The sequence below is a fragment of the Variovorax sp. VRV01 genome (genome assembly GCF_014852545.1).
In the GTDB taxonomy this organism is placed as follows: domain Bacteria; phylum Pseudomonadota; class Gammaproteobacteria; order Burkholderiales; family Burkholderiaceae_C; genus Variovorax; species Variovorax beijingensis_A.
The window spans coordinates 119102-138641 of sequence record NZ_JACVBS010000002.1; the positions used below are offsets into that span (position 1 = coordinate 119102).

Annotated in this window: 15 protein-coding genes and 1 pseudogene; 7 read left to right on the forward strand and 9 right to left on the reverse strand. The window is 65.3% G+C overall.

Features of this window, described 5'->3' with window-relative positions:
* The first annotated feature begins 15 nt into the window (after positions 1 to 15).
* From IB278_RS04255 to IB278_RS04265, 3 genes are read left to right on the forward strand one after another with little or no spacing between them, the layout of a single operon-like run.
* On the forward strand, positions 16 to 555 hold the full coding sequence (locus tag IB278_RS04255) for a VOC family protein (RefSeq protein WP_101490957.1): 540 nt from the start codon (positions 16 to 18) through the stop codon (positions 553 to 555).
* Complete coding sequence (locus IB278_RS04260; protein WP_192322728.1) at positions 552 to 1823, forward strand: ribulose-bisphosphate carboxylase large subunit family protein; 1272 nt, start codon at positions 552 to 554, stop codon at positions 1821 to 1823. The genes IB278_RS04255 and IB278_RS04260 overlap by 4 nt, the downstream gene beginning before the upstream one ends.
* Positions 1823 to 3175 carry a four-carbon acid sugar kinase family protein gene (locus IB278_RS04265; RefSeq protein WP_192322729.1) on the forward strand — a complete coding sequence of 451 codons (1353 nt, stop codon included), beginning with the start codon at positions 1823 to 1825 and terminating at the stop codon, positions 3173 to 3175. Before IB278_RS04260 ends, IB278_RS04265 begins: the two co-directional genes overlap by 1 nt.
* 18 nt (positions 3176 to 3193) lie before the next feature.
* Here the strand turns inward: IB278_RS04265 and IB278_RS04270 are convergent, their stop codons facing one another.
* Positions 3194 to 3988, reverse strand: a complete 795-nt coding sequence (locus tag IB278_RS04270) for a phosphodiesterase (protein WP_192322730.1) — start codon at positions 3986 to 3988, stop codon at positions 3194 to 3196.
* 745 nt (positions 3989 to 4733) lie between these two features.
* On the opposite strand from IB278_RS04270, the gene IB278_RS04275 reads away from it, so the two are divergent.
* From IB278_RS04275 to IB278_RS04290, 4 genes are read left to right on the forward strand one after another with little or no spacing between them, the layout of a single operon-like run.
* Positions 4734 to 5372 carry a YjbF family lipoprotein gene (locus IB278_RS04275; protein WP_192322731.1) on the forward strand — a complete coding sequence of 213 codons (639 nt, stop codon included), beginning with the start codon at positions 4734 to 4736 and terminating at the stop codon, positions 5370 to 5372.
* Entirely contained in the window at positions 5369 to 8338 is a 2970-nt protein-coding gene (locus tag IB278_RS04280; protein ID WP_192322732.1) for a YjbH domain-containing protein, read from the forward strand. The genes IB278_RS04275 and IB278_RS04280 overlap by 4 nt, the downstream gene beginning before the upstream one ends.
* 31 nt (positions 8339 to 8369) lie before the next feature.
* Positions 8370 to 8804: a low molecular weight protein-tyrosine-phosphatase gene (locus IB278_RS04285; RefSeq protein ID WP_145743102.1), complete on the forward strand. Its 435-nt coding sequence runs from the start codon at positions 8370 to 8372 to the stop codon at positions 8802 to 8804.
* Complete coding sequence (locus tag IB278_RS04290; RefSeq protein ID WP_192322733.1) at positions 8801 to 11065, forward strand: polysaccharide biosynthesis tyrosine autokinase; 2265 nt, start codon at positions 8801 to 8803, stop codon at positions 11063 to 11065. The genes IB278_RS04285 and IB278_RS04290 overlap by 4 nt, the downstream gene beginning before the upstream one ends.
* 58 nt (positions 11066 to 11123) lie before the next feature.
* Here IB278_RS04290 and IB278_RS04295 read toward each other — a convergent pair whose 3' ends face one another.
* The 8 genes and pseudogenes from IB278_RS04295 to wbjC form a co-directional block, all read right to left on the reverse strand.
* Complete coding sequence (locus tag IB278_RS04295) at positions 11124 to 13118, reverse strand: polysaccharide biosynthesis protein (protein ID WP_192322734.1); 1995 nt, start codon at positions 13116 to 13118, stop codon at positions 11124 to 11126.
* A gap of 49 nt (positions 13119 to 13167) precedes the next feature.
* The gene (locus tag IB278_RS04300) at positions 13168 to 13482 is read right to left on the reverse strand and encodes a VanZ family protein (RefSeq protein ID WP_192322972.1); all 315 of its coding nucleotides are present in this window, start codon (positions 13480 to 13482) and stop codon (positions 13168 to 13170) included.
* A gap of 71 nt (positions 13483 to 13553) precedes the next feature.
* Positions 13554 to 14732: a DegT/DnrJ/EryC1/StrS family aminotransferase gene (locus tag IB278_RS04305; protein WP_192322735.1), complete on the reverse strand. Its 1179-nt coding sequence runs from the start codon at positions 14730 to 14732 to the stop codon at positions 13554 to 13556.
* A 2-nt stretch (positions 14733 to 14734) separates the two neighbouring features.
* Positions 14735 to 15397 carry an acetyltransferase gene (locus IB278_RS04310; RefSeq protein WP_192322736.1) on the reverse strand — a complete coding sequence of 221 codons (663 nt, stop codon included), beginning with the start codon at positions 15395 to 15397 and terminating at the stop codon, positions 14735 to 14737.
* Positions 15394 to 16008, reverse strand: coding sequence for a sugar transferase (locus IB278_RS33800; RefSeq protein ID WP_318646674.1), 615 nt, complete (start codon positions 16006 to 16008; stop codon positions 15394 to 15396). Before IB278_RS33800 ends, IB278_RS04310 begins: the two co-directional genes overlap by 4 nt.
* 102 nt (positions 16009 to 16110) lie before the next feature.
* Positions 16111 to 17241 (reverse strand): annotated as a pseudogene (locus IB278_RS33805) (glycosyltransferase family 4 protein); the annotation flags it as partial.
* Between the two features lie 7 nt (positions 17242 to 17248).
* Positions 17249 to 18385, reverse strand: a complete 1137-nt coding sequence (wecB, locus tag IB278_RS04320; protein ID WP_192322738.1) for a non-hydrolyzing UDP-N-acetylglucosamine 2-epimerase — start codon at positions 18383 to 18385, stop codon at positions 17249 to 17251.
* Between the two features lie 23 nt (positions 18386 to 18408).
* On the reverse strand, positions 18409 to 19536 hold the full coding sequence (wbjC, locus tag IB278_RS04325) for a UDP-2-acetamido-2,6-beta-L-arabino-hexul-4-ose reductase (RefSeq protein ID WP_192322739.1): 1128 nt from the start codon (positions 19534 to 19536) through the stop codon (positions 18409 to 18411).
* Between the last annotated feature and the right edge of the window lie 4 nt (positions 19537 to 19540).

Consider the following 19540-nt stretch of genomic DNA (forward strand, 5'->3'; position numbering starts at 1 on the left):
ACGGAGCCAACCGCAATGAGTCGATTCCTCGGCGAGATTCGCCAGCTGGGCTATGTCGTGCACGACATCGAGGCCGCCATGGACTACTGGAGCACCACGCTGGGCGTGGGCCCGTGGTTCTACAACCCCAAGGTGCCGATCAAGAACTACCGCTACAACGGCGAGGCGCACGAGCCCCACAACTCGGTGGCGCTGGCCAACTCGGGCTACGTGCAGGTCGAGCTGATCCAGACGCGCAACGACGTGCCCTCGATGTACCGCGATTTCCTCCAGGCCGGCCGCACCGGGCTGCAGCACGTGGCCTACTGGACGGCCGACTACGACGCCGACCTGGCGCGTCTCACCGCGCAGGGCTTCAAGCCGGTGATGAGCGGCGAAGTGGGCGAGCGCGGCCGCTTCATCTACTTCGACACCGAGTACCACCCGGGCACGGTGATCGAACTGTCCGAAGTGGCGGGGCCCAAGGGCAAGATGTTCGACCTGATCCGCAGCGCCTCCGAGGGCTGGGACGGCAGCGAGCCGGTGCGGCCCTTCCCTGACCTGAGCAAGCTGTGAACGTGACCGAACGCATCCGCGCGCGCTACCTCATCGAAACGCCGCTGGAGCCGGCCGCCGTGGCCGAGGTGATGGCCGGCGAGCAGTCGTGCGGCACCTTCACGCGCGTCGAGGGCGAGACCGACGCGCTGCGCCAACGCGCGCGCGCCACCGTCGAGGCGATCACCGAGCTTGCGCCGGCCGAGGCGCCGAGCCTGCCCAACGCCCTGCTCGAACGCAAGGGCGCGCGCGGCCCATGGCGGCGTGCGCACATCGACATCTCGTTTCCCGCAGCGAACATCGGCGCCAACCTGCCGACGCTCGCGGCCACGGTGTCGGGCAACCTCTACGACCTGGGCGAAGTCACGGGCCTGCGGCTCGAATCGCTGCAGCTGCCTGCCGCCTACCGCGGGCAGTTCGAAATGCCGCGCGCCGGCATCGCGGGCACGCGGCGTGCCACCGGCGTGGGCAGCGGCGCGCTGGTCGGCACCATCATCAAGCCCAACGTGGGGCTGTCCGCCGGCGAGACCGCCGCACTGGTCGCCAGGCTCTGCGCCGCGGGCGTCGACTTCATCAAGGACGACGAGGTCTGCGCCAACCCCGCGCATGCGCCGCTTGCCGAGCGCGTGCCCGCCGTGATGGCCGCGGTGCGCGCACACCAGGAGTGCACCGGCAAGCACGTGATGGTGGCCTTCAACATCACCGACGAGACCGACGCGATGAAGCGGCATGCCGACCTCGTCGAGCGCGAAGGCGGATCGTGCGTCATGGCCAGCCTCAACTGGTGCGGCCATTCGGGCATGCAGACGCTGCGCCGCCACACCGGCCTGGCGCTGCACGGCCACCGCAACGGCTACGGCGCGCTGTCGCGCCATCCGCTGCTGGGCATTTCGTTCCAGGCCTACCAAACGCTCTGGCGGCTGGCCGGCGTCGACCACATGCACGTGCACGGCCTGCAGGGCAAGTTCTCGCAGCCCGACAGCGAGGTCATCGAATCGGCGCGCGACTGCTTCACGCCTTTGACCGATGCCGCCGACGACCGCGTGATGCCGGCCCTTTCGTCGGGCCAGTGGGCCGGCACCGTGCCCGCCACCTGGGCCGCCATCGGCAGCGACGACCTGCTCTTCATGGCCGGCGGCGGCATCCTCGCGCATCCCGACGGCGCGGCGGCCGGCGTCACCAGCATCCGCCAGGCCTGGTCGGCCGTATGCGCCGGCATCGCGCTGCAAGAAGCCGCCCGCGGCGCACCCGAGCTGGCGCGCGCGCTGGCCTTCTTCGGCAAGCCGTGATGCCCGCCACGCAAGCGCCGGCCATCGTCTACTACGGCGACGATTTCACCGGCGCCACCGACACCCTCGGCACCGCCGCGCGCGCCGGTCTGCGCACCCTGCTGTTCCTGAAGACGCCCGACGCCGCACGGCTCGCGCAGGCCGGGCCGCTCGACGTGCTGGGCATCGCGGGCGCCGCCCGCGCCATGGCGCCCGAAGCCATGCAGGCCGAGCTCGCCCCGGTCGCCGCGCTATTCCGCTCGCTCGGCGCGCGCGTGCTGCACTACAAGACCTGCTCCACCTTCGACAGCGCGCCGCACATCGGCTCCATCGGCGCGGCCGTGCGCGCGCTGCGCGGCGCCGTCGAACAGCCCTGGACCGCCATCGTCGGCGGCCAGCCCAACATCGGCCGGCACTGCCTGTTCGGCAACCTGTTCGCCGCGGCCGGCGCGGGCGGCGAGGTGTTCCGCATCGACCGCCATCCGACGATGAGCCGGCACCCGGTCACGCCAATGCATGAGGCAGACCTGAGGCTGCACCTGGCCAAGCAGGGCCTGGCCGGCGTGCGCTCCATTCCTTTCACGGCCGCCTCGCACGGGCCGCAGGCGCTTGGCGAGGCGCTGCGGCACGCGCTGCGCCCGGATGCCGGCAACACCGAGGCCGTGCTGTTCGACGTGGCCGATGCCTCGCAGCTCGCGGCCATCGGCCAAGTGGTGTGGTCACAGGCCCGGCGCGCCACGCTGCTGGCCGTGGGCCCGAGCAGCGTGGTCGATGCGCTGGCCGGCGCACTCGGCACGCGAGCCGATGCGCAAGCCGACCAGCGCCGTATAGGTCCAGCGCGCGGCCCGGTGCTGGTGCTTGCCGGCAGCCTCTCGCCCGTCACCGCGCGCCAGGTGGCGGCGGCACGCTCGTTCGACACCGTGTGGCTCGATGCGCCCCGGCTCGCGCAGCGCGACACGGCCACGCTGGAGCGCCATGCCCGCGACATTGCGCAGGGCCTCGCGCGCGGCCGCAGCATGCTGGCCTGCACCCGGCCCGCCGAACCTGCGCCTGCCGGGGGCGACAACACGGTCGACGCCCAGGCCCTCTCGCGCGCCGGCGGAGACTTGCTCGCCAGGGTGCTGGCCATGGTGCCGCTGCAGCGCGTCGGCATTGCCGGCGGCGACACCTCGAGCCACGCCGTGCAGGCGCTCGATGCCTGGGGGCTCTCCTACGCGGCCGACATGGGCGCCGGCGCATCGCTCTGCCGCGTGCACAGCGACGACGCCGCGCTCGACGGCATGGAGATCATGCTCAAGGGCGGCCAGATGGGCGCCCAGGACGTGTTCGAGCGGCTGCTGCATGGCGATGCGGACAGCGCCCCGCTCGCGTGAAAGCGCAAGGCGCGTTGTTCAGGCAAACGCATACGGCCCCGCAAAGTCTCCAATCTGGCTCAGGTGGCTGACCATGCCGTACCGCGCGTCCCACAAATGCAGCATGCAGCCACGCGGTCCCACGTGCGACTGCGGCAGCGCATCGGCGCACAGCTGCAGGTCGATTTCCGTGGTGGTGCTCGGGCATGAACAGATCACCGTGCCGCCCCAGCGGCGCAGCATCGTGCGGTGCACGTGCCCGCACAGCACCAGCTCGACATTCGGCGCGCTTCGCACCACCTCTTCGAGCGGCTGCGCATCCATGCAGCCGTAGGCGTCCATGTAGGGAATGCCGCTCGTGAAGGGCGGATGGTGCAACATCAGCAGCGTGGGCTTGGCCGTGTCCTTGGCCAGCGTGCGCGCAAGCCAGGCAAGGCCTTCGGCGTCGATGTGGCCGTGGTGCTTTCCCACCACGCATGAGTCGAGCCCGATGATGCGCACCGGGTGGTCATCCACGCACCAGTGCAGCGGCCCCGCCTTGGGCAGGTAGGCCTGGTCGCTGAACGCGGCGCGAAAGCGCTCGCGATGGTCGTGGTTGCCGGGTATCACCAGAAACGGAATGCGCGAGGCCGAGAGCAGCGTGCGCGCCATCGCGTATTCGTCGGCGCGGCCCTCGTCGACAAGATCGCCGGTAAGCACCAGCAGATCGGGGCGACGATCGAGCGCGTGCACGTGCGCAAGCGCTTCGGCAAACATGCTGTTGGAGTCGACAACGCCCTGGTACAGCTCGCCTTCGGCGCGGATGTGCGGATCGGACAGCTGTGCGATGAGCATCGGGCTCCTTCAAATCAGGCGCGTCGTTGCGCAATTATTGAAACAAAACAATTCAATAGTAATGGCCGATTTACAGCAACCATGTTGCAATTGTCAAACAATCTGAAATACGCGGCTAAAAGTTCTAATTTCCGGCCAAGTTTCCGGCTGTAACGGAGAAACGGCCCCGCTTCGACCGCCCACCGCCTGCTCCGCCTCCCCTGTTTTAGGTACTGTTTCCCTCTGTGAAGTGGTACCATCGGGCCGTTGACTGGAGTAACAATGCGCAATCGCCGGTTACTATCGGTTGTCGACGCTGTTGCTCACTTCCAAGCTTCAACTGAACGGGGAAAGAATTCATGAAACATAGTCACCTGATTGCAGCCATGGCCCTCGCAGCCCTGGCCTCCGCGCCTGCACTCGCCCAGACACTGCCTGTGCCTCCGACCAGCGCCGCTGATGCCGTTCGCGCAGCTGGCGGTGGCGGCCTGACCACGCAGCAAATCGGTACTGCTGTTGGCGGCGGCGTGCTGCTTGGTGCTCTGGTTGCCGGCGGTGGCGGTGGCGGTGGTGGCGGTTTCTTCCTCCCCGGCGGCCCAGGCGGCACCGGCACTGGTACCACCGGCACCAGGTAATGATCGGAGCCCTCCGCAAGGGGGGGTTCCCAGCGAGATTCCAACGCACCGCCAGCGCGGTGCAAAAACTAGGATGTTGCGTACTCGCATCATCCTTTTTTTTGGGCGGATGCTCCTCGGGCTCCTCGGCAATGCTTGCCACGGCCCGGCACCTCTACAACAACAACGCCTCGCCGTCGGACTCCCACACATTCCGTCCGGAATTCCGCTATTTGCGTGCCACCTTCGAAGGCCGCACCGTGTTTCTCGTGCTCGGATACGTCGACCCCCATCCCGAAGGTCCTACAGAGGTCTGGTACAGCGCCTCGGGCGAAACGGTGCGCCTGCGCCACGGCCGCCTGGTGGCCACGGCCGGCCTCACGACCGACTGGCGCGCCGTGCGCCTTGCCAACGCACCTGCCTGGCCCTCCGCCACGGCCGCCGAGAGCACGACGACAGCCACAACGCGCTTCCAGCGCGAGCGCGACCTCATGCCCGGCTACCGCTCGGGCATACGCGACGAAATCGAGCAGCGGCAAATCCCGCCGCCCACCGACACCATGCTCGCCGGCCGGCCCGCGAGCTCGCTGCGCTGGTTCGAGGAGCGCAGCAGCACGCGCCCGGCCTCGGCTTCGCTGCCCCCGGCACGCTTCGGCCTCGCCCAGGTTGGCGACAAGCTCGAGGCGGTCTATTCCGAGCAGTGCCTTTCCCGCGATCTGTGCTTGAGCTTCGAGCGGTGGAATCCCTCTGTGCCAGCCAACGTTGCCTCGACAAGCGCAGCTGGTTCATGAGCCTCCCGCCCCCGTCCGGCCCCACCACCAACCCCTTCCGCCTCAGCCTGCTGGCCGCCGCGATCGTGTTGATGACTCCCTCCGCCCACGCCGCATCCACCGACCGCATGCTTGCGGGCGCCGCGGAAGTGCGCCCGGGCGAGCGGCTCAGCGACTGGCTGCTGCGCCAACCCGAAGATGCGGCCGGCCCCGGCCTTGCATGGCAAGTGCCGCAGGAACTGCTTGCGCAGCAATACCTGAAAGAGTCGCTGCTGGTGCGGGTGGAAGCAGCCGTTCGATCGGCCTCGCCCGAAGAACGGGCTTCGCGCGAGCAGCTCCTGTCGGTGCTGCAGAGCCTTCCGGCCACCGGCCGCGTGGCGCTGGGCATCGTCGATCCGCGCTGGCTGCAGGCGAATCCCGGTCAAGACCCGGTGCTCCGCGAAGGCCAGCGGCTCGCGGTGCCGCCCGCCCCGCTGCGCTCGGTCACCGTGGTGCAGCCCGACGGCAGCTTTTGCCAGGTAGCACATGAAGGCGGACGCTCGCTGCTCGACTACCTGAGCGCCTGCGGCCTCGATAGCGGCGCCGACTGGGCCTGGATCGCGCAGCCCGACGGCCGCACCACGCGCGCAGGCATTGGCGCCTGGAATGCCGAGCCTGCCGACGAACCCGCGCCCGGCGCCTGGATCTGGGCCCCGCCGCGCCGCATGGCCGCGCTGGCGGACCTGTCGGAAGGCCTCATCAAGTTTCTTGCCGTGCAAGGCCCCTCCCCGCAGGAACCCACCACCGCGCGCCCGGTCGCCAACGCGCCCGTGTTCGCGGCCCCCACCGTGGCCGCCGCGCTGCCCGAAGCCTTCGCCTCGCAGCCGCGCCCGCTCGAGATCAGCGGCAACGACTGGGGCGAAACCGGCCTGCTGCAAACGCCATCGGCCCGCATGGGCCTGGCCGGCGACGTGCGCGGCTCGTTCACGTCGATCTGGCCGTACACGCGGCTGAACTTCATGTTCCAGCCCTTCGACTGGATGGAAGCGGGCTTTCGCTACACCTCCATCTCCAACCGCGCGTACGAGGCCAGCACCACCGGCCAGTCGAACAAGGACAAGAGCATCGACATCAAGCTGCGCCTGCTCAAGGAAACCGCGCTGGTGCCCGAACTCGCGCTGGGCTTTCGCGACCTGGGCGGTACCGGCCTGTTCTCCGGCGAGTACCTGGTGGCAAGCAAACGCTGGTACGACCTCGACTTCAGCCTTGGCGTTGGCTGGGGCTACCTGGGCGCGAGCGGCAACATCAGCAACCCCTTCAAGCTCTTGGGCAGCCGCTTCGACACCCGCAGCGTGTCGAGCACCAACCAATCGAGGTTCGGCTCCTACTTTCGCGGCCCGGCTGCCCTGTTTGGCGGCGTGCAGTGGCGCACCCCGTGGGACCCGCTCACCCTCAAGCTCGAATACGACGGCAACAACTACCAGAACGAGCCGCAGAACAACAACCAGCGCCAGCGCTCGCCCATCAACATCGGCCTGGCCTACCGCGTGTCACCCAAGGTCACGCTGTCCGCCGGCTTCGAGCGCGGCGACAAGTTCATGATCGGCCTCACGCTGTCGAGCAACTTGGCCGCATCGCAAACACCCAAGACGCTCGACCGGCCCCTGCCGGAATTCAGGCCGGAGGCGGCCCCGCGCTCACCCGGCTGGGCAACCACCGCGGCGGAGATCGAGGCGCAGACCGAATGGATCGTCGAGCGCATCGCTCCCAAGGACGACGTGCTCCACGTGTGGGTGACCGACAGCAACACCGTCTACCGCACCGCGCGCGTCGAAAAAGCCATTGCAGTGCTCCACCACGATGCGCCCGACGCCATCAAGAGCTTTGTCTTCCACTACGCCGAGCGCGGGCTGGCCGTACATGCACAGGCCATCGACCGCGCCGAATGGGTGGCCGCGCGCATTCAGGCCCTGCCGCCGCATGCCGCGCGGGCCGTGTCCAAGCGCGACTACGAGCCCGAGCTGGCCCGCCCCGCCGACAAGCCCGGCCCTGCGCAGAACACCACCGCCGCCGCCGAAGCTGCCGCCACCGAAATCAACGCCCCATGGGTGCGCCCGCGCGACAAGTTCACCTTTGGCATTGCGCCCAGCTACGGGCAGATCGTCGGCGGTCCTGACGCCTTCCTTCTCTACCAGCTTGGCATCCAGGCCACTGCCGAATACCGCTTTACCCAGCGCACCTGGCTCAGCGGCGCGGTCAACCTGCGGCTGGCCGACAACTACGACAAGTTCACCTACACCGCGCCCAGCGAGCTGCCGCGCGTGCGCACCTACCAGCGCGAGTACGTCACCTCGCGGCGCTTCACCATTCCATCGCTGCAGCTCACGCACGTGGGGCAGCTGTCGAGCAGCCAGTACTACAGCGTGTATGGCGGCCTGCTCGAGAGCATGTTTGCCGGCGTGGGCGCCGAATGGATGTACCGGCCGGCACGCTCGCCCGTGGCCTTTGGCGTGGACATCAACCGCGTGCGCCAGCGCGACTTCAACCAGGACTTCGGCCTGCGCGACTACAAGGTCACCACCGGCCACGCCAGCCTTTATTGGGACACCGGCTGGAACGGCGTCATGGCCAAGATCAGCGCGGGTCAGTATCTAGCGGGCGACCGCGGCGTGACGCTCGAAGTCATCCGCCGCTTCGACAACGGCCTGGTGCTGGGCGCCTATGCCACCAAGACCAACGTCTCTTCCAAGCAGTTTGGCGAAGGCGATTTCGACAAGGGCATCTATCTTTCGATTCCGCTCGACGCGCTGCTACCGCGCTCGACCAAGTTCGCCATGGGCTTTGCGTGGTCGCCGCTCACGCGCGATGGCGGCGCCCGCCTGGGCCGCAGCAACACCCTTTATGAACTGACCTCCGTGCGCGACCGGGGCGCCTTCAACTTTGCGCCGCCGGAAGACGCAAAGCCCCGCGCCGGAGACAACATCCTGAATTTCGATCGCAGCCCATGAGCTTTTTTTGTATGGAAGAAAGGCGGACACCTTGAAATCCGTTCTTGTCGTTTGCATCGGCAACATCTGCCGAAGCCCGATGGCGCATGTCCTGCTGGCTGATGCGCTGCCGGAGATCACCGTGTCGTCGGCCGGCACGGGTGCATTGATCGGCCACCCCGCGGACCCCATCGCCCAGGAGCTGATGGCCGCGCGCGGGCTCGACCTGAGCGCGCACAGGGCGCGCCAGATCACCCAGTCCATGTGCGTGCAGGCCGACCTCATCCTCACCATGGACGACGGGCAGCGCCGACACATCGAAAACAACTACCCGCTGACGCGCGGCAGGGTCTTTCGGCTTGCCGAAACCGCCAAGCTGAACATTCCCGACCCCTACCGCATGGGCCAGGAAGCATTCGAGCACGCACTTCAACTCATCGACGCCGGCGTCAAGACATGGGCCGAGCGCATTCGGCAATTCAAATGAACACTCCTGCTGTGACTACTTCCAATGCTGCGCGGGCTGGCCAGGCTGCTGCGTCTCCGACAACGAATGCGGACGACTATGTGATTCACCTGTCGGAATACATCGACATCCTGATCGACCGCAAGTGGCTGGTTGTGACAGTTACCGCGCTGTCGCTGTCGCTCGGAGTAGCGTACGCGCTGCTGTCTACACCCATCTACCAATCCAACCTGCTGATCCAGGTTGAGGATGCCGCACCAGATGCCAAAGGCTTTCTCGGCGAAGCCTCCAGCCTCTTCGAAGTCAAGACGCCCGCCACCGGCGAAATCCAAGTCATCCGTTCGCGAATGGTGCTCGGTGCTGCGGTGAACCAGACACACGCATATATCGATGCCGCGCCCCACTACCTGCCGGTACTCGGTACTTGGCTCGCGCGCCGCGCCGACGAACTTTCTGATCCGGGCTTCCTTGGCATTGGGGGGTACGTAAATGGCAAGGAACGCATTAATGTCACCCGCTTTGATGTGCCAGCGGAGTTGGAAGATGAAGAGCCCTTTCTGGTCACCACTCAGGGCGAAGGCGCTTACACGTTGACGCACCAGAGGCTCGATCGGCCGCTGACCGGCGCCGTCGGCAAACCACTGCACCACTCACTCGACGATGGCGCCATCGACCTGCTGATCGATTCGCTCGAAGGAAAGCCTGGTGCTCAATTCCTCGTGTCGCGCGCCTCGCAGTTGCGCACCATCGAGGATCTGCAAAAGCGCGTGCAGATCAGCGAGCAAGGTCGGCAATCGAATGTGATCAGCGTGTCGCTGCAAGACAGTGACCGCGACCGGCTCTCCCGCATCCTCAACGCCATTGGCGAGCAGTACGTGCAGCAGAACGTCGAGCGCAAGGCGGCCGAGGCGCAGAAGACGTTGCAATTCCTCGACGAGCAGTTGCCTGAATTCAAGCGCCAGCTCGAAGCCTCAGAAGACGCCTACACACGCTTTCGCAACAAGAACGGGACTGTAGCCTTCGACGAAGAAGCGAAGGGCGTGCTGGGGCAGACTATAGAACTGCAAACCAAGCTCCTCGAAGCCCAGCAGCGACGACGCGAGGTGGCGGCGCGCTTCACCGACGCCAATTCACGTGTGAAGATCATCGATGGGCAGATTGCCGCTATCGAGAAAGAGATTGGCGGCCTCAACGCACGCGTGAGCCGCATGCCCACGTTGCAGCAGGATGCGCTGCGCCTGGAGCGCGACGTGCGGGTGAACAGCGGCCTCTATCAGTCGCTGCAGAATAATGCACTGCAATTGCGCCTGGTAAAGGAAGGCAAAACCGGCAATGTGCGCCTGCTCGACAGAGCGGTTAAGTCGAAGGAGCCGGTCAAGCCGCAGAAGCCACTAGTGCTGGCGCTGGCTTTGGTCCTAGGCTTGGTAGCCGGTGCCGCGCTAGCCATCATGCGTAGTCGCTTCTTCGCTGGGATCAAGGACCCGCAGGAAATCGAGGCCCACACTGGCCTTTCGGTCTATTCGGTCGTACCCTTCACGCAAGAGCAGACAACGCTCGACCAAAGCGTTGCAGCCGGTGCCAGGGGCATTCAACTGCTGGCGGTGACCCATCCGGACAGCCCGCCCATCGAGGCACTGCGCAGCCTGCGCATCGCGCTGCAATTCGCCACGATGGAGGCCGGCAACAACCGCGTGCTCATCACCGGCGCAACGCCAGGCATTGGCAAGAGCTTTGTTTCAGGCAACTTCGCCGCCATCATGGCCCACGCCGGCAAGCGGGTGCTGCTGATCGATGCCGACATGCGCAAGGGCCACCTGAACAAGCAGTTCGGTCTGCCACGCGAGGGCGGCCTCTCGGAACTGCTGGCTGGCGAGCTTTCAATGCAGCAAGCCATCCGCTCGCAAGTGCTGCCCAACCTTGATGTGCTGACCACCGGCAAGCTGCCGACCAATCCGGCCGACATGCTGATGTCGGAGACCTTCATCCGTCTGCTCGACGCGCTCTCCGCGCAGTACGAGTTGGTTGTCATCGACACGCCCCCGGTACTGGTGGCCGCTGACACGGCCGCCGTCGCACCGTACATGGGTGCAGTGCTGCTGGTGGCCCGCGCAGATCAGACCCAGCTTGGCGAACTCAATGAAAGCGCCAAGCGCCTCGCGCATGCTGGAAAGGCGGTCAGCGGCGTGATCTTCAACGGCATCGACCTGACGCGGCGCCACTACGGCAGCCATGGCTACCGCTACGGCGGCTACCGGTACACGGCGTACAAATACAACGAATAGACCCGCAGGTCAGGGGCGGGGGCAGTGCGGAGACGTCGCCCAGCGCCCCGATGTGAAATCAGACTGGGGCGAGTACCTGCGGTGGCACTGCAGCAGCAGGGGCGGTGCCATCCGGCGTTGCCGATACCAGCGCTGGCAGCGCCTCGTTTTGGCGTTCAAGCTCCATGTGCACCCAGTCCACCACCTCCGCATGCGGGAGGTAGCCGCCCAGAAGCTCCTGGAGTTTGCATTTGATCGCGGGCACGTCATTGCGCTCGAGCAGTGCACCTAGCTCATCGATGTGCTGCGCCAGCTCTTCCCAGGGCGGGCATGCCTCATGCGCCTTCATCACGCGCGGATGGGCGGTGGGCATGGCGCTGTCGCCAATCAGAAGTTCTTCATAGAGCTTTTCGCCCGGCCGCAGGCCGGTGACCAGCAGCTCAATATCGCCTTCGGGGTTTCGCGCGTCGCACACCGTGCGGCCCGACAGTTCCACCAGGCGGCGCGCCAGGTCGATGATGCGCACCGGCTCGCCCATCTCCAGCACAAACACGTCGCCGCCCTCGGCCATGGCACCGGCCTGGATCACCAGTTGCGCCGCCTCGGGAATGGTCATGAAATAGCGGGTGATGTCTTCGTGCGTGAGCGTGATCGGTCCGCCTGCCTCGATCTGCTGGCGGAACAGCGGCACCACCGAGCCGCTGGAGCCCAGCACATTGCCAAAGCGCACCATCGAAAAGCAGGTGCTGGGCTTCTGTTGGGCCAGGCCCTGCAGCGTCATTTCGGCCAGGCGCTTACTCGCACCCATGATGTTGGTCGGCCGCACGGCCTTGTCGGTGCTGACCAGCACGAACTGGCCCACGCCATGGTCCCGCGCCGCCAATGCCGCCGTGAGCGTGCCCAGCGTGTTGTTGATCAGGCCCTCCACGGGGTTGTGCTCGACCAGCGGCACGTGCTTGTAGGCCGCGGCGTGATAGACGGTGCTGGGCCGCCACACGCCCATGATCTGCCGCATGCGCGCCGCATCGCACACGGAGGCCAGCAGCGGCACCACGCTCAGAGCGGGCGCCTTCTGCTCCAATTCGCGGTGAATGGCATAGAGCGCGTATTCGCTCCACTCCACCAGCAGCAGCACCGAAGGCTTCAACTGCGCGATCTGGCGGCACAGCTCGCTGCCAATAGAACCGCCCGCACCAGTCACCAGCACCACCTTGCCGCGCACATGGCGATGCAACAGATCTTCGTCCGGCGCCACCGGGTCCCGGCCCAGCAGGTCTTCGATGTCGACCTCCATCAGGTCCTTGACCTGCACTCGCCCCTGCGCCAGGTCCGCCATGCCGGGTAGCGTGCGCACATGCAGGTGCAACGACAAGAGTTCGTTCAGGATCTGCGCCCTGCGCCCTTGCGACACTGACGGCAACGCCAAAAGCACGTCGGTAATGCCCTGAGCGGCAGCATTGGCCCTGAGCCACGACGGCGGGTAAATGGGCAGGCCGTTGAGGGTGCGGCCCTGTAGTTGCGGCGAATCGTCAACGAAGCTATGTACCGCCATCTCGGGACTGTGCGCCAACGCCGCGGCCAGTTGGCGCCCGGCCTTGCCCGCGCCGTAGATCACCACCTGCGGCAAGGTCTTGCTGCGCAGTACCTGTGTGTAGAGGCCGCCCAGCCAATAGCGTGCCATTAATCGAGAGGCACCCACCGTGATCAACAGCAGCGCAGGCACCAAGAGACCCACCGTACGCGGAACGCCCTCCACGCCAACGAGGGTGAACATCATGACGTAGCCCACGCTGAACAAGGAGCAGGCGCGCCCGACGGCCATCAGCGCCGCGCTGCCGGCATACCGGAAGATTGCTCGGTACAGCCCCGAAACTACGAACAGCGGCAGCGCCAACATGACGGCACCGGCTACCGCCAGCCAATGCACGCCCGTCAGTTCTACCCACCGCTCATAACGCAGGCTGAGAGCCAGCCACACGCACAACACACACAGGCCGGTGTCCACCAGCAAGGCCAATACCCGCTTTACGGGTCTTGGCAGCGCCAACACCGGCTGGGCCATACGGTCGATCATGCAGAGTCTCCTGAGAGATTCTTGTCAAGCCGGCAATGCTGTGAGTCCATCATTGCGCCCCCTGCCCTGAGGAATGCAGGCGCTCCAGCAAGAACGCCAAGCCGGCACCCAGCAGCAGCCCCACCCAATCGGCCAGCAGATCGGCAGCCTCGGCAACGCGATCGGGTGTGAACGATTGCAGCAGTTCGATGAGCCCGCCATAGGCCAACAAGGCGGTCAAGACGATGGCTGTGCGTCCCGGCCAGGCCCATTGGCCCAACAACCCCAGCACGGCAAAACCCAAGGCATGGTTGCCCTTGTCCCACCCAGTAGTGGGCAGATCGGCTGAAAGCGGTGCCAGGCTCAGCACCAGCAGCGCGAGCATGGCCAGCGCCAGCAGCCAGCGCCAGACCGCGGCCCCGGGCTTGGGCCACCAACTGCGCGCAGAGGTTGGGCTCATGCTGCGCTCGCTTCCTTCAGCACCCGCCCAACGGCCGCACAGCTGGCGTCCATTTCATCGGCGGTCAGCGTTGGATGCACCAGGAACATGACGCTGTTCTCGCCCAAGGCGCGCGCCACCGGCAAGCGCTCGGCCGGCCGCCAGCCAGTGCCGTCGAAGGCTTTCTCCAGGTACACCTCTGAGCAAGAGCCCTGGTAGCAGGGCACGCCCTGGGCCTGGATGGCATTCACGATGCGGTCACGGTTCCAGCCCGGTGCCAGCCGCTCGGGCTGCACATAGACATAGCACTTGTAGTGCGCATGCACGCTACCTTCGGGCAAGGCCGGCACGCGCACGGCCGCGTGCGGGCGGCAGGCCGCCCACAGTGCTTCTGCGTGGCGTGTGCGCTGCGCGGTCCAGTCGGCCATGCGGCGCAACTGGATGCGGCCGATGACGGCCTGCATCTCGAGCATGCGCCAGTTGGTGCCAAAGCTTTCGTGCAGCCAGCGGAAGCCGGGCGGATGTTCGCGCTTGAACACCGCATCGTGGCTCTTGCCGTGGTCCTTGAACTCCCACATGGCGCGCCATAGCGACTCATCGTTGGTAGTGACCATACCGCCCTCGCCGCCCGTGGTCATGATCTTGTCCTGGCAGAAGCTCCAGGCGCCCACGTGCCCAATGGAGCCGACCGGCCGTCCCTTGTAACGCGCGCCATGCGCCTGGGCGCAGTCTTCGATGACCTTGAAGCCATGCTGTTCGGCCAACGCCATGATCGGATCCATGTCGCAAGGCCAGCCGCCCAGGTGCACGCAGATCACCGCGCGCGTGCGCGGCGTGAGCACCTGCGCGATGGTGGCTGCCGAGAGGTCGCCGCTGTCGGCCTCCACATCCGCGAACACCGGCGTGGCACCCGCGTTGACCACACAAGACACGCTTGCCATGAAGGTGCGCGGCGTGACCACCACTTCGTCGCCCGGGCCGATGCCCAGCGCCTTCAGCGCAACATCCAATGCCAGCGTGCCATTGGCCAGGGCCACGGCGTGCGCAGTGTCCGTCCAGGAAGCGAACTCTTCTTCGAATTCGCAGCATTCCTGGCCGGTCCAGTAGTTGACCTTGTTGGAGAGCAGCACCCGCTGCACGCCTTCGGCCTCTTCGGCGGTGAAGCTAGGCCAGGGAGAGAACGAGGTATTCAGCACAATCAACCTTTGGGAGAAAAGAGACGAGCGGGGTTGCCCACCACCGTGGCGCCGGCTGGTACATCGCGCGTGACCACGGCGCCCATGCCGACCACGGCACCGCGCCCGATGATCAATGGCTTGCCCGGACGCCCTTGCTTGATGACCGCACCCGAGCCGATGTAGGCGTGGTCTTCGATGACCACATTGCCGTTGCACTTGGCACCCGGCGCGAATGTGACGAAATCGCCGATCACGCAGTCGTGCTCGACATAGCTGTAGAGGTTGGCGTGGAAATGCCGGCCGATGCGGATGTTGGAAGTGAGCGTGACGAAGGGGCTCAGCGCGGCGCCCTCGCCCAGTTCCACGTCGTCCATGCGCACGACGTTGCTCGCGCTCACGGTCCAGGCGCGTACGCCATCGGCCTTGCAACGCGCGGCCAACTGCTCGCGCACCTCGCTGTTGGCAATGGCCAGCACGGCATGGCGCTCGCTCGCCTCTTGCTGCAGGAATTCCGCGTAGCGAAGTACCCGCTGGCCATTGACCACAGGCGCGGCGGGTTGGTCATCTATGAAAACAAGCCGCGTTTCCGCGATGCATTGTCCGGCCAATTGCGCGCGCGCCAACGGCATTACGCCTCGTCCGCAGCCGCTGGCGCCGTAGACCGCGAACAAGGGTTGCGTCATGGTTCACCTCCTTGCGAGGCGGCAGAAGAGCCGGTGAAGCGCGGCATGGTCGCTTCGCCTGCCGCAGAGATCCCATCCCGCACCAGCACCTTGCGCACCGTGAGCCACAGGATCTTGATGTCGAGCCACAGCGTGCGGTTGTCGACGTACCAAACGTCGAGCTTGAACTTCTCCTCCCAGCTCAATGCATTGCGGCCGTTGATCTGTGCCCACCCGGTGATGCCGGGGCGAACTTCATGCCGACGCGCCTGTTCAGTCGAATACAACGGCATGTATTCCATCAACAACGGGCGCGGCCCCACCAGGCTCATCTCACCCTTGAGCACGTTCCAGAGCTCGGGCAACTCGTCGAGGCTGCTCGAACGAAGAAAACGGCCAAGCGGCGTGAGCCGGTCGGCATCGGGCAGCAACTGCCCGCTGGCGTCGCGTGCATCCGTCATGGTGCGGAACTTGACCATCTCGAAAGGCCGTCCTCCCAGGCCCGGTCGAACCTGGCGGAAGAAAACCGGCTTTCCGAGCTTGCGGCTCACTTGCCAGGTCAAAAGCGCAAGAGGGACCGCAAACAGTAGCAATGCCACCGCGGCCAGGAAGACGTCGAAAACGCGCTTCACACCGAACGCCTTTGCGACGCCCAGCCGCTTGAAGAGCACGCCGAACCGCGCGACGCCGGTACGCAACGACAGGTTTTCGCGATAGTGGCTCTGGGCCTTTGCGCCCATTTCTGCCAAAGCCTCTGGGGCCATTGCCGCCAATGCTTCGGCGGAAGCCGCCAACACCTGCGGATCCTCGGATGCAGCAATCACTCCGCCACCAGACTTCCGTACCAGATTTGCAGCATCGCCATCCACTGCCATCAACAAGGGCTTGCCGGCGGCCATGTAGGCTTGTGTCTTGGACGGAATGGTGATCTCGAAGAGCGGATCCTTGCGCAGGTGCACCAACAAGGCATCCGCCGCGTCCAGCAAAGTGCCGACTTCCGCCATGGGCACGGGCGCCAAGAACGTCACATTGCCAAGACGCAGTTCTGCAGCCCGCTGGGCGAGGCGGCTTACTTCCACGCCGCCGCCAAGCAGCACGAAACAGACACGCGATTCGCGTCGTTGCAACAGTACCGCCGCGTCCAATACGGCATCCAGTGCCTGTGCCTTGCCCATGTTTCCGGCAAAGAGAATCCGGAATTTTTCTGCAGCAGGAAAGGCTGCCGGCAAGTGGCCATGAGGTGCCGTCAGCGAAGCCTCGTCGGCCCAGTTGTAGATCACGTCGATCTTTGCTTCAGGAACGCCGCGCTGCACCAGCAGTTTCTTGAAGCCGGGCGAAAGCACGGCAATGTGATCGACGCGCCTGTACACCCACCGGCAGACCGATGCCACGATGCCCAACGCCCGTTCGTTGTTGAGCATGCCAGTCGCCCGCAAGGTGTCGGGCCACATGTCCTGGATGTCGTAGACGACAGGAATACGGCGAAGAAGGCGGATCAACCCTGCCGCCACGCCTACGGTCAGGGGCGGGTGATAGGCATACATCACCGCGGGGCGCTTTGCAAAGAACAGGCCGTAGACGAAAGCGGACGCCGCAAAGCTCGCATAGTTCAGTACGCGCTTGATGGCGGACTGGCCGTGATCGGGATAAAGCGGCAAGCGGGTGACCTGCACGCCATCGATCACCTCGCGCTGCAGCCACTTGATGCGGTAGCCGGGGTACACCTTTCCACCCGGGTAGTTCGGAAAGCCCGTGACGACTTCCACCTCGAACCCCTGGCGAACAAGCTCACGTGCAAACACAATGCCCTTGAAGGTTGGCTCGGGGTCGAACCATTGCGTCAGCAGTAGTACACGAACAGCCATGATGGGATCAGTACTTCTTCCACACGACCCGATTCACATAATCGGTATAGCTGTGAACGACGCGCAGGACCTTGTCCGAGACATTCGGCATGCTGTAGTCGGCAACCTGGCGCAAGCCACGCAGCTCGCCGCGAGGCTGGGTCTGGAGGATGGCCAGCCCCTGGCGCACACGCGCAAGCTCGAGCCCTACCATCATTACTGCGCCCTCTTCCATTCCCTCAGGCCGCTCGTGCGCCTCGCGCAGGTTGAGCGCCGGAAAGTTCAGGATCGAGGATTCTTCGTTGATGGTGCCGCTGTCGGAGAGAACCGCGCGGGCACACATCTGCAGCTTGACGTAGTCATGAAAGCCGAGGGGCTTCAGCAAACGGACATTGGCGTGAAAGCGCGATCCCGTGGCATCGATGCGCTTTTGAGTGCGCGGGTGCGTCGAGACAATGACCGGCAATCCATGATCTTCGGCAACCGTATTGAGCACGTCGACCAGCTTTGCGAAGGACTGGGCAGACTCGATGTTCTCTTCGCGATGAGCGCTCACCACAAAGTACTGGCCGACGTCAAGGTTCAGCCTTTTGAGCACTTCGGATGCATCGATGTTCGGGCGGTAATGGGATAGCACCTCGAACATCGGGCTGCCCGTCTTGATGACCAGGTCCGGCGGCAGCCCCTCCCGCAGCAGGTAGTCGCGGGCGATGGTGCTGTAGGTCAGATTCACATCCGCCGTGTGGTCCACGATGCGCCGGTTGGTTTCCTCCGGCACGCGCTGATCGAAGCAGCGGTTGCCGGCTTCCATGTGAAAGATCGGGATCTTGCGCCGCTTGGCTGGAATGACCGACAGACAACTATTGGTGTCGCCCAGCACCAGCATCGCCTCGGGCTGCTCCTGCCCAAGCACCTTGTCTACTGCAATGATGAGGTTACCGATGGTGTGCGCGGCACCGGACGAATCTGCCGCACTGTTCAAGAAATGATCGGGCTTGCGAACGCCCAGGTCGTCGAAGAAAACCTGGTTGAGTTCGTAGTCGTAGTTCTGGCCGGTGTGCACCAACACGTGGTCGCAATGCTCGTCCAGCCGAGCCAGCACACGCGACAGGCGAATGATCTCGGGCCGAGTACCGACCACTGTCACGACTTTGAGTTTTTTCATAGAGCAATCAGAAGTCGAGGTGTCTACAGCGGGCATGCGAAGGTGTCTGGCCGCGCACGGTCGAATACCTCGTTGGCCCAGAGCATGACGACCATTTCGTCAGTGCCGATGTTGGTGATGTCATGCGTCCAACCGGGCACGGTTTCCACAATTTTGGGTTTGTCGCCCGTGGTGACCAGCTCATGCGCTTCGCCCGTCTGCATGTGCCGGAACTTGAAGCGCGCCTGCCCCTTGATGACCAGGAACTTCTCGGTCTTGCTGTGGTGGTAATGGCCGCCTCGCGTGATGCCCGCATGCGCAGTGAAGAACGAGAATTGGCCAGCGTCCGGGGTCTTGAGCATTTCGACGAACACGCCGCGCGCGTCCCCGTACTGCGGCACCGGATAGGCAAACGACTCGGGCGGCAGGTAGCTCACATAGGTTGAATAGAGCGCCCGCACCAGCCCCGTTCCCACGCGATCGGTCATGAGTGTGCTGCGGCTGTCCCAGAACGACTGGATCTGCCGGGCCAGCTCGCCCACTGTGGTGGTGTACTGCGGCGTCACGGTGGCAAAACCGTCCGCGTTTGCTGCGGCGTCCGCCCCATCCATCAACTGAATGAAGCGATCGACGACATCGTCCACATACACCAACGTGACGGACGCGGCGGGATCGTTGACTTGGATGGGCATGCCGCGCGCAATGTTGTGGCAAAACGTGGCCACGGCCGAGTTGTAGTTGGGCCGGCACCATTTGCCGAACACGTTGGGCAACCGAAAGAGGTGCACCGGGATGCCGTGACTGCGCGCAGCGGCCTGCAGCGCCTCTTCTGCCCCGTGCTTGCTGCGGCCGTATGGATTGTCCAGACCTGCCTGGATGGACGAGGTGTAGACGACCGGCACCTTCCTACCGGTGGATTCGGCCATGGCACAGACGGCACGACACAGGCTCTGCGTGAGTTCTGCGTTGCCGGTGGCGAATTCCTGCGGATCTTGAGGGCGGTTGACCCCTGCGAGGTGGAACACGAAGTCCACCCCCTGCAATAGTGCAGGCAGTTGCGCCACGCCGTCGTCACGAGTGAAGCAGACGACTTGCACATCCTTGCGCTCGGCCAGATGCAACCGCAGGTTCTTGCCCACGAAACCGCGAGCGCCGGTGATCAATACCTTCATGACC

Excerpts from the sequence above, each read along its gene's own strand:
- IB278_RS04310 (WP_192322736.1), bottom strand. The coding sequence starts at position 15,397 with ATGACGCAACCCTTGTTCGCGGTCTACGGCGCCAGCGGCTGCGGACGA.
- wecB (WP_192322738.1), bottom strand. The coding sequence starts at position 18,385 with ATGAAAAAACTCAAAGTCGTGACAGTGGTCGGTACTCGGCCCGAGATC.
- IB278_RS04280 (WP_192322732.1), top strand. The coding sequence starts at position 5,369 with ATGAGCCTCCCGCCCCCGTCCGGCCCCACCACCAACCCCTTCCGCCTC.
- IB278_RS04290 (WP_192322733.1), top strand. The coding sequence starts at position 8,801 with ATGAACACTCCTGCTGTGACTACTTCCAATGCTGCGCGGGCTGGCCAG.
- IB278_RS04265 (WP_192322729.1), top strand. The coding sequence starts at position 1,823 with ATGCCCGCCACGCAAGCGCCGGCCATCGTCTACTACGGCGACGATTTC.
- IB278_RS04300 (WP_192322972.1), bottom strand. The coding sequence starts at position 13,482 with ATGCTCGCGCTGCTGGTGCTGAGCCTGGCACCGCTTTCAGCCGATCTG.
- IB278_RS04275 (WP_192322731.1), top strand. The coding sequence starts at position 4,734 with ATGCTTGCCACGGCCCGGCACCTCTACAACAACAACGCCTCGCCGTCG.
- wbjC (WP_192322739.1), bottom strand. The coding sequence starts at position 19,536 with ATGAAGGTATTGATCACCGGCGCTCGCGGTTTCGTGGGCAAGAACCTG.
- IB278_RS04255 (WP_101490957.1), top strand. The coding sequence starts at position 16 with ATGAGTCGATTCCTCGGCGAGATTCGCCAGCTGGGCTATGTCGTGCAC.
- IB278_RS04270 (WP_192322730.1), bottom strand. The coding sequence starts at position 3,988 with ATGCTCATCGCACAGCTGTCCGATCCGCACATCCGCGCCGAAGGCGAG.
- IB278_RS04295 (WP_192322734.1), bottom strand. The coding sequence starts at position 13,118 with ATGATCGACCGTATGGCCCAGCCGGTGTTGGCGCTGCCAAGACCCGTA.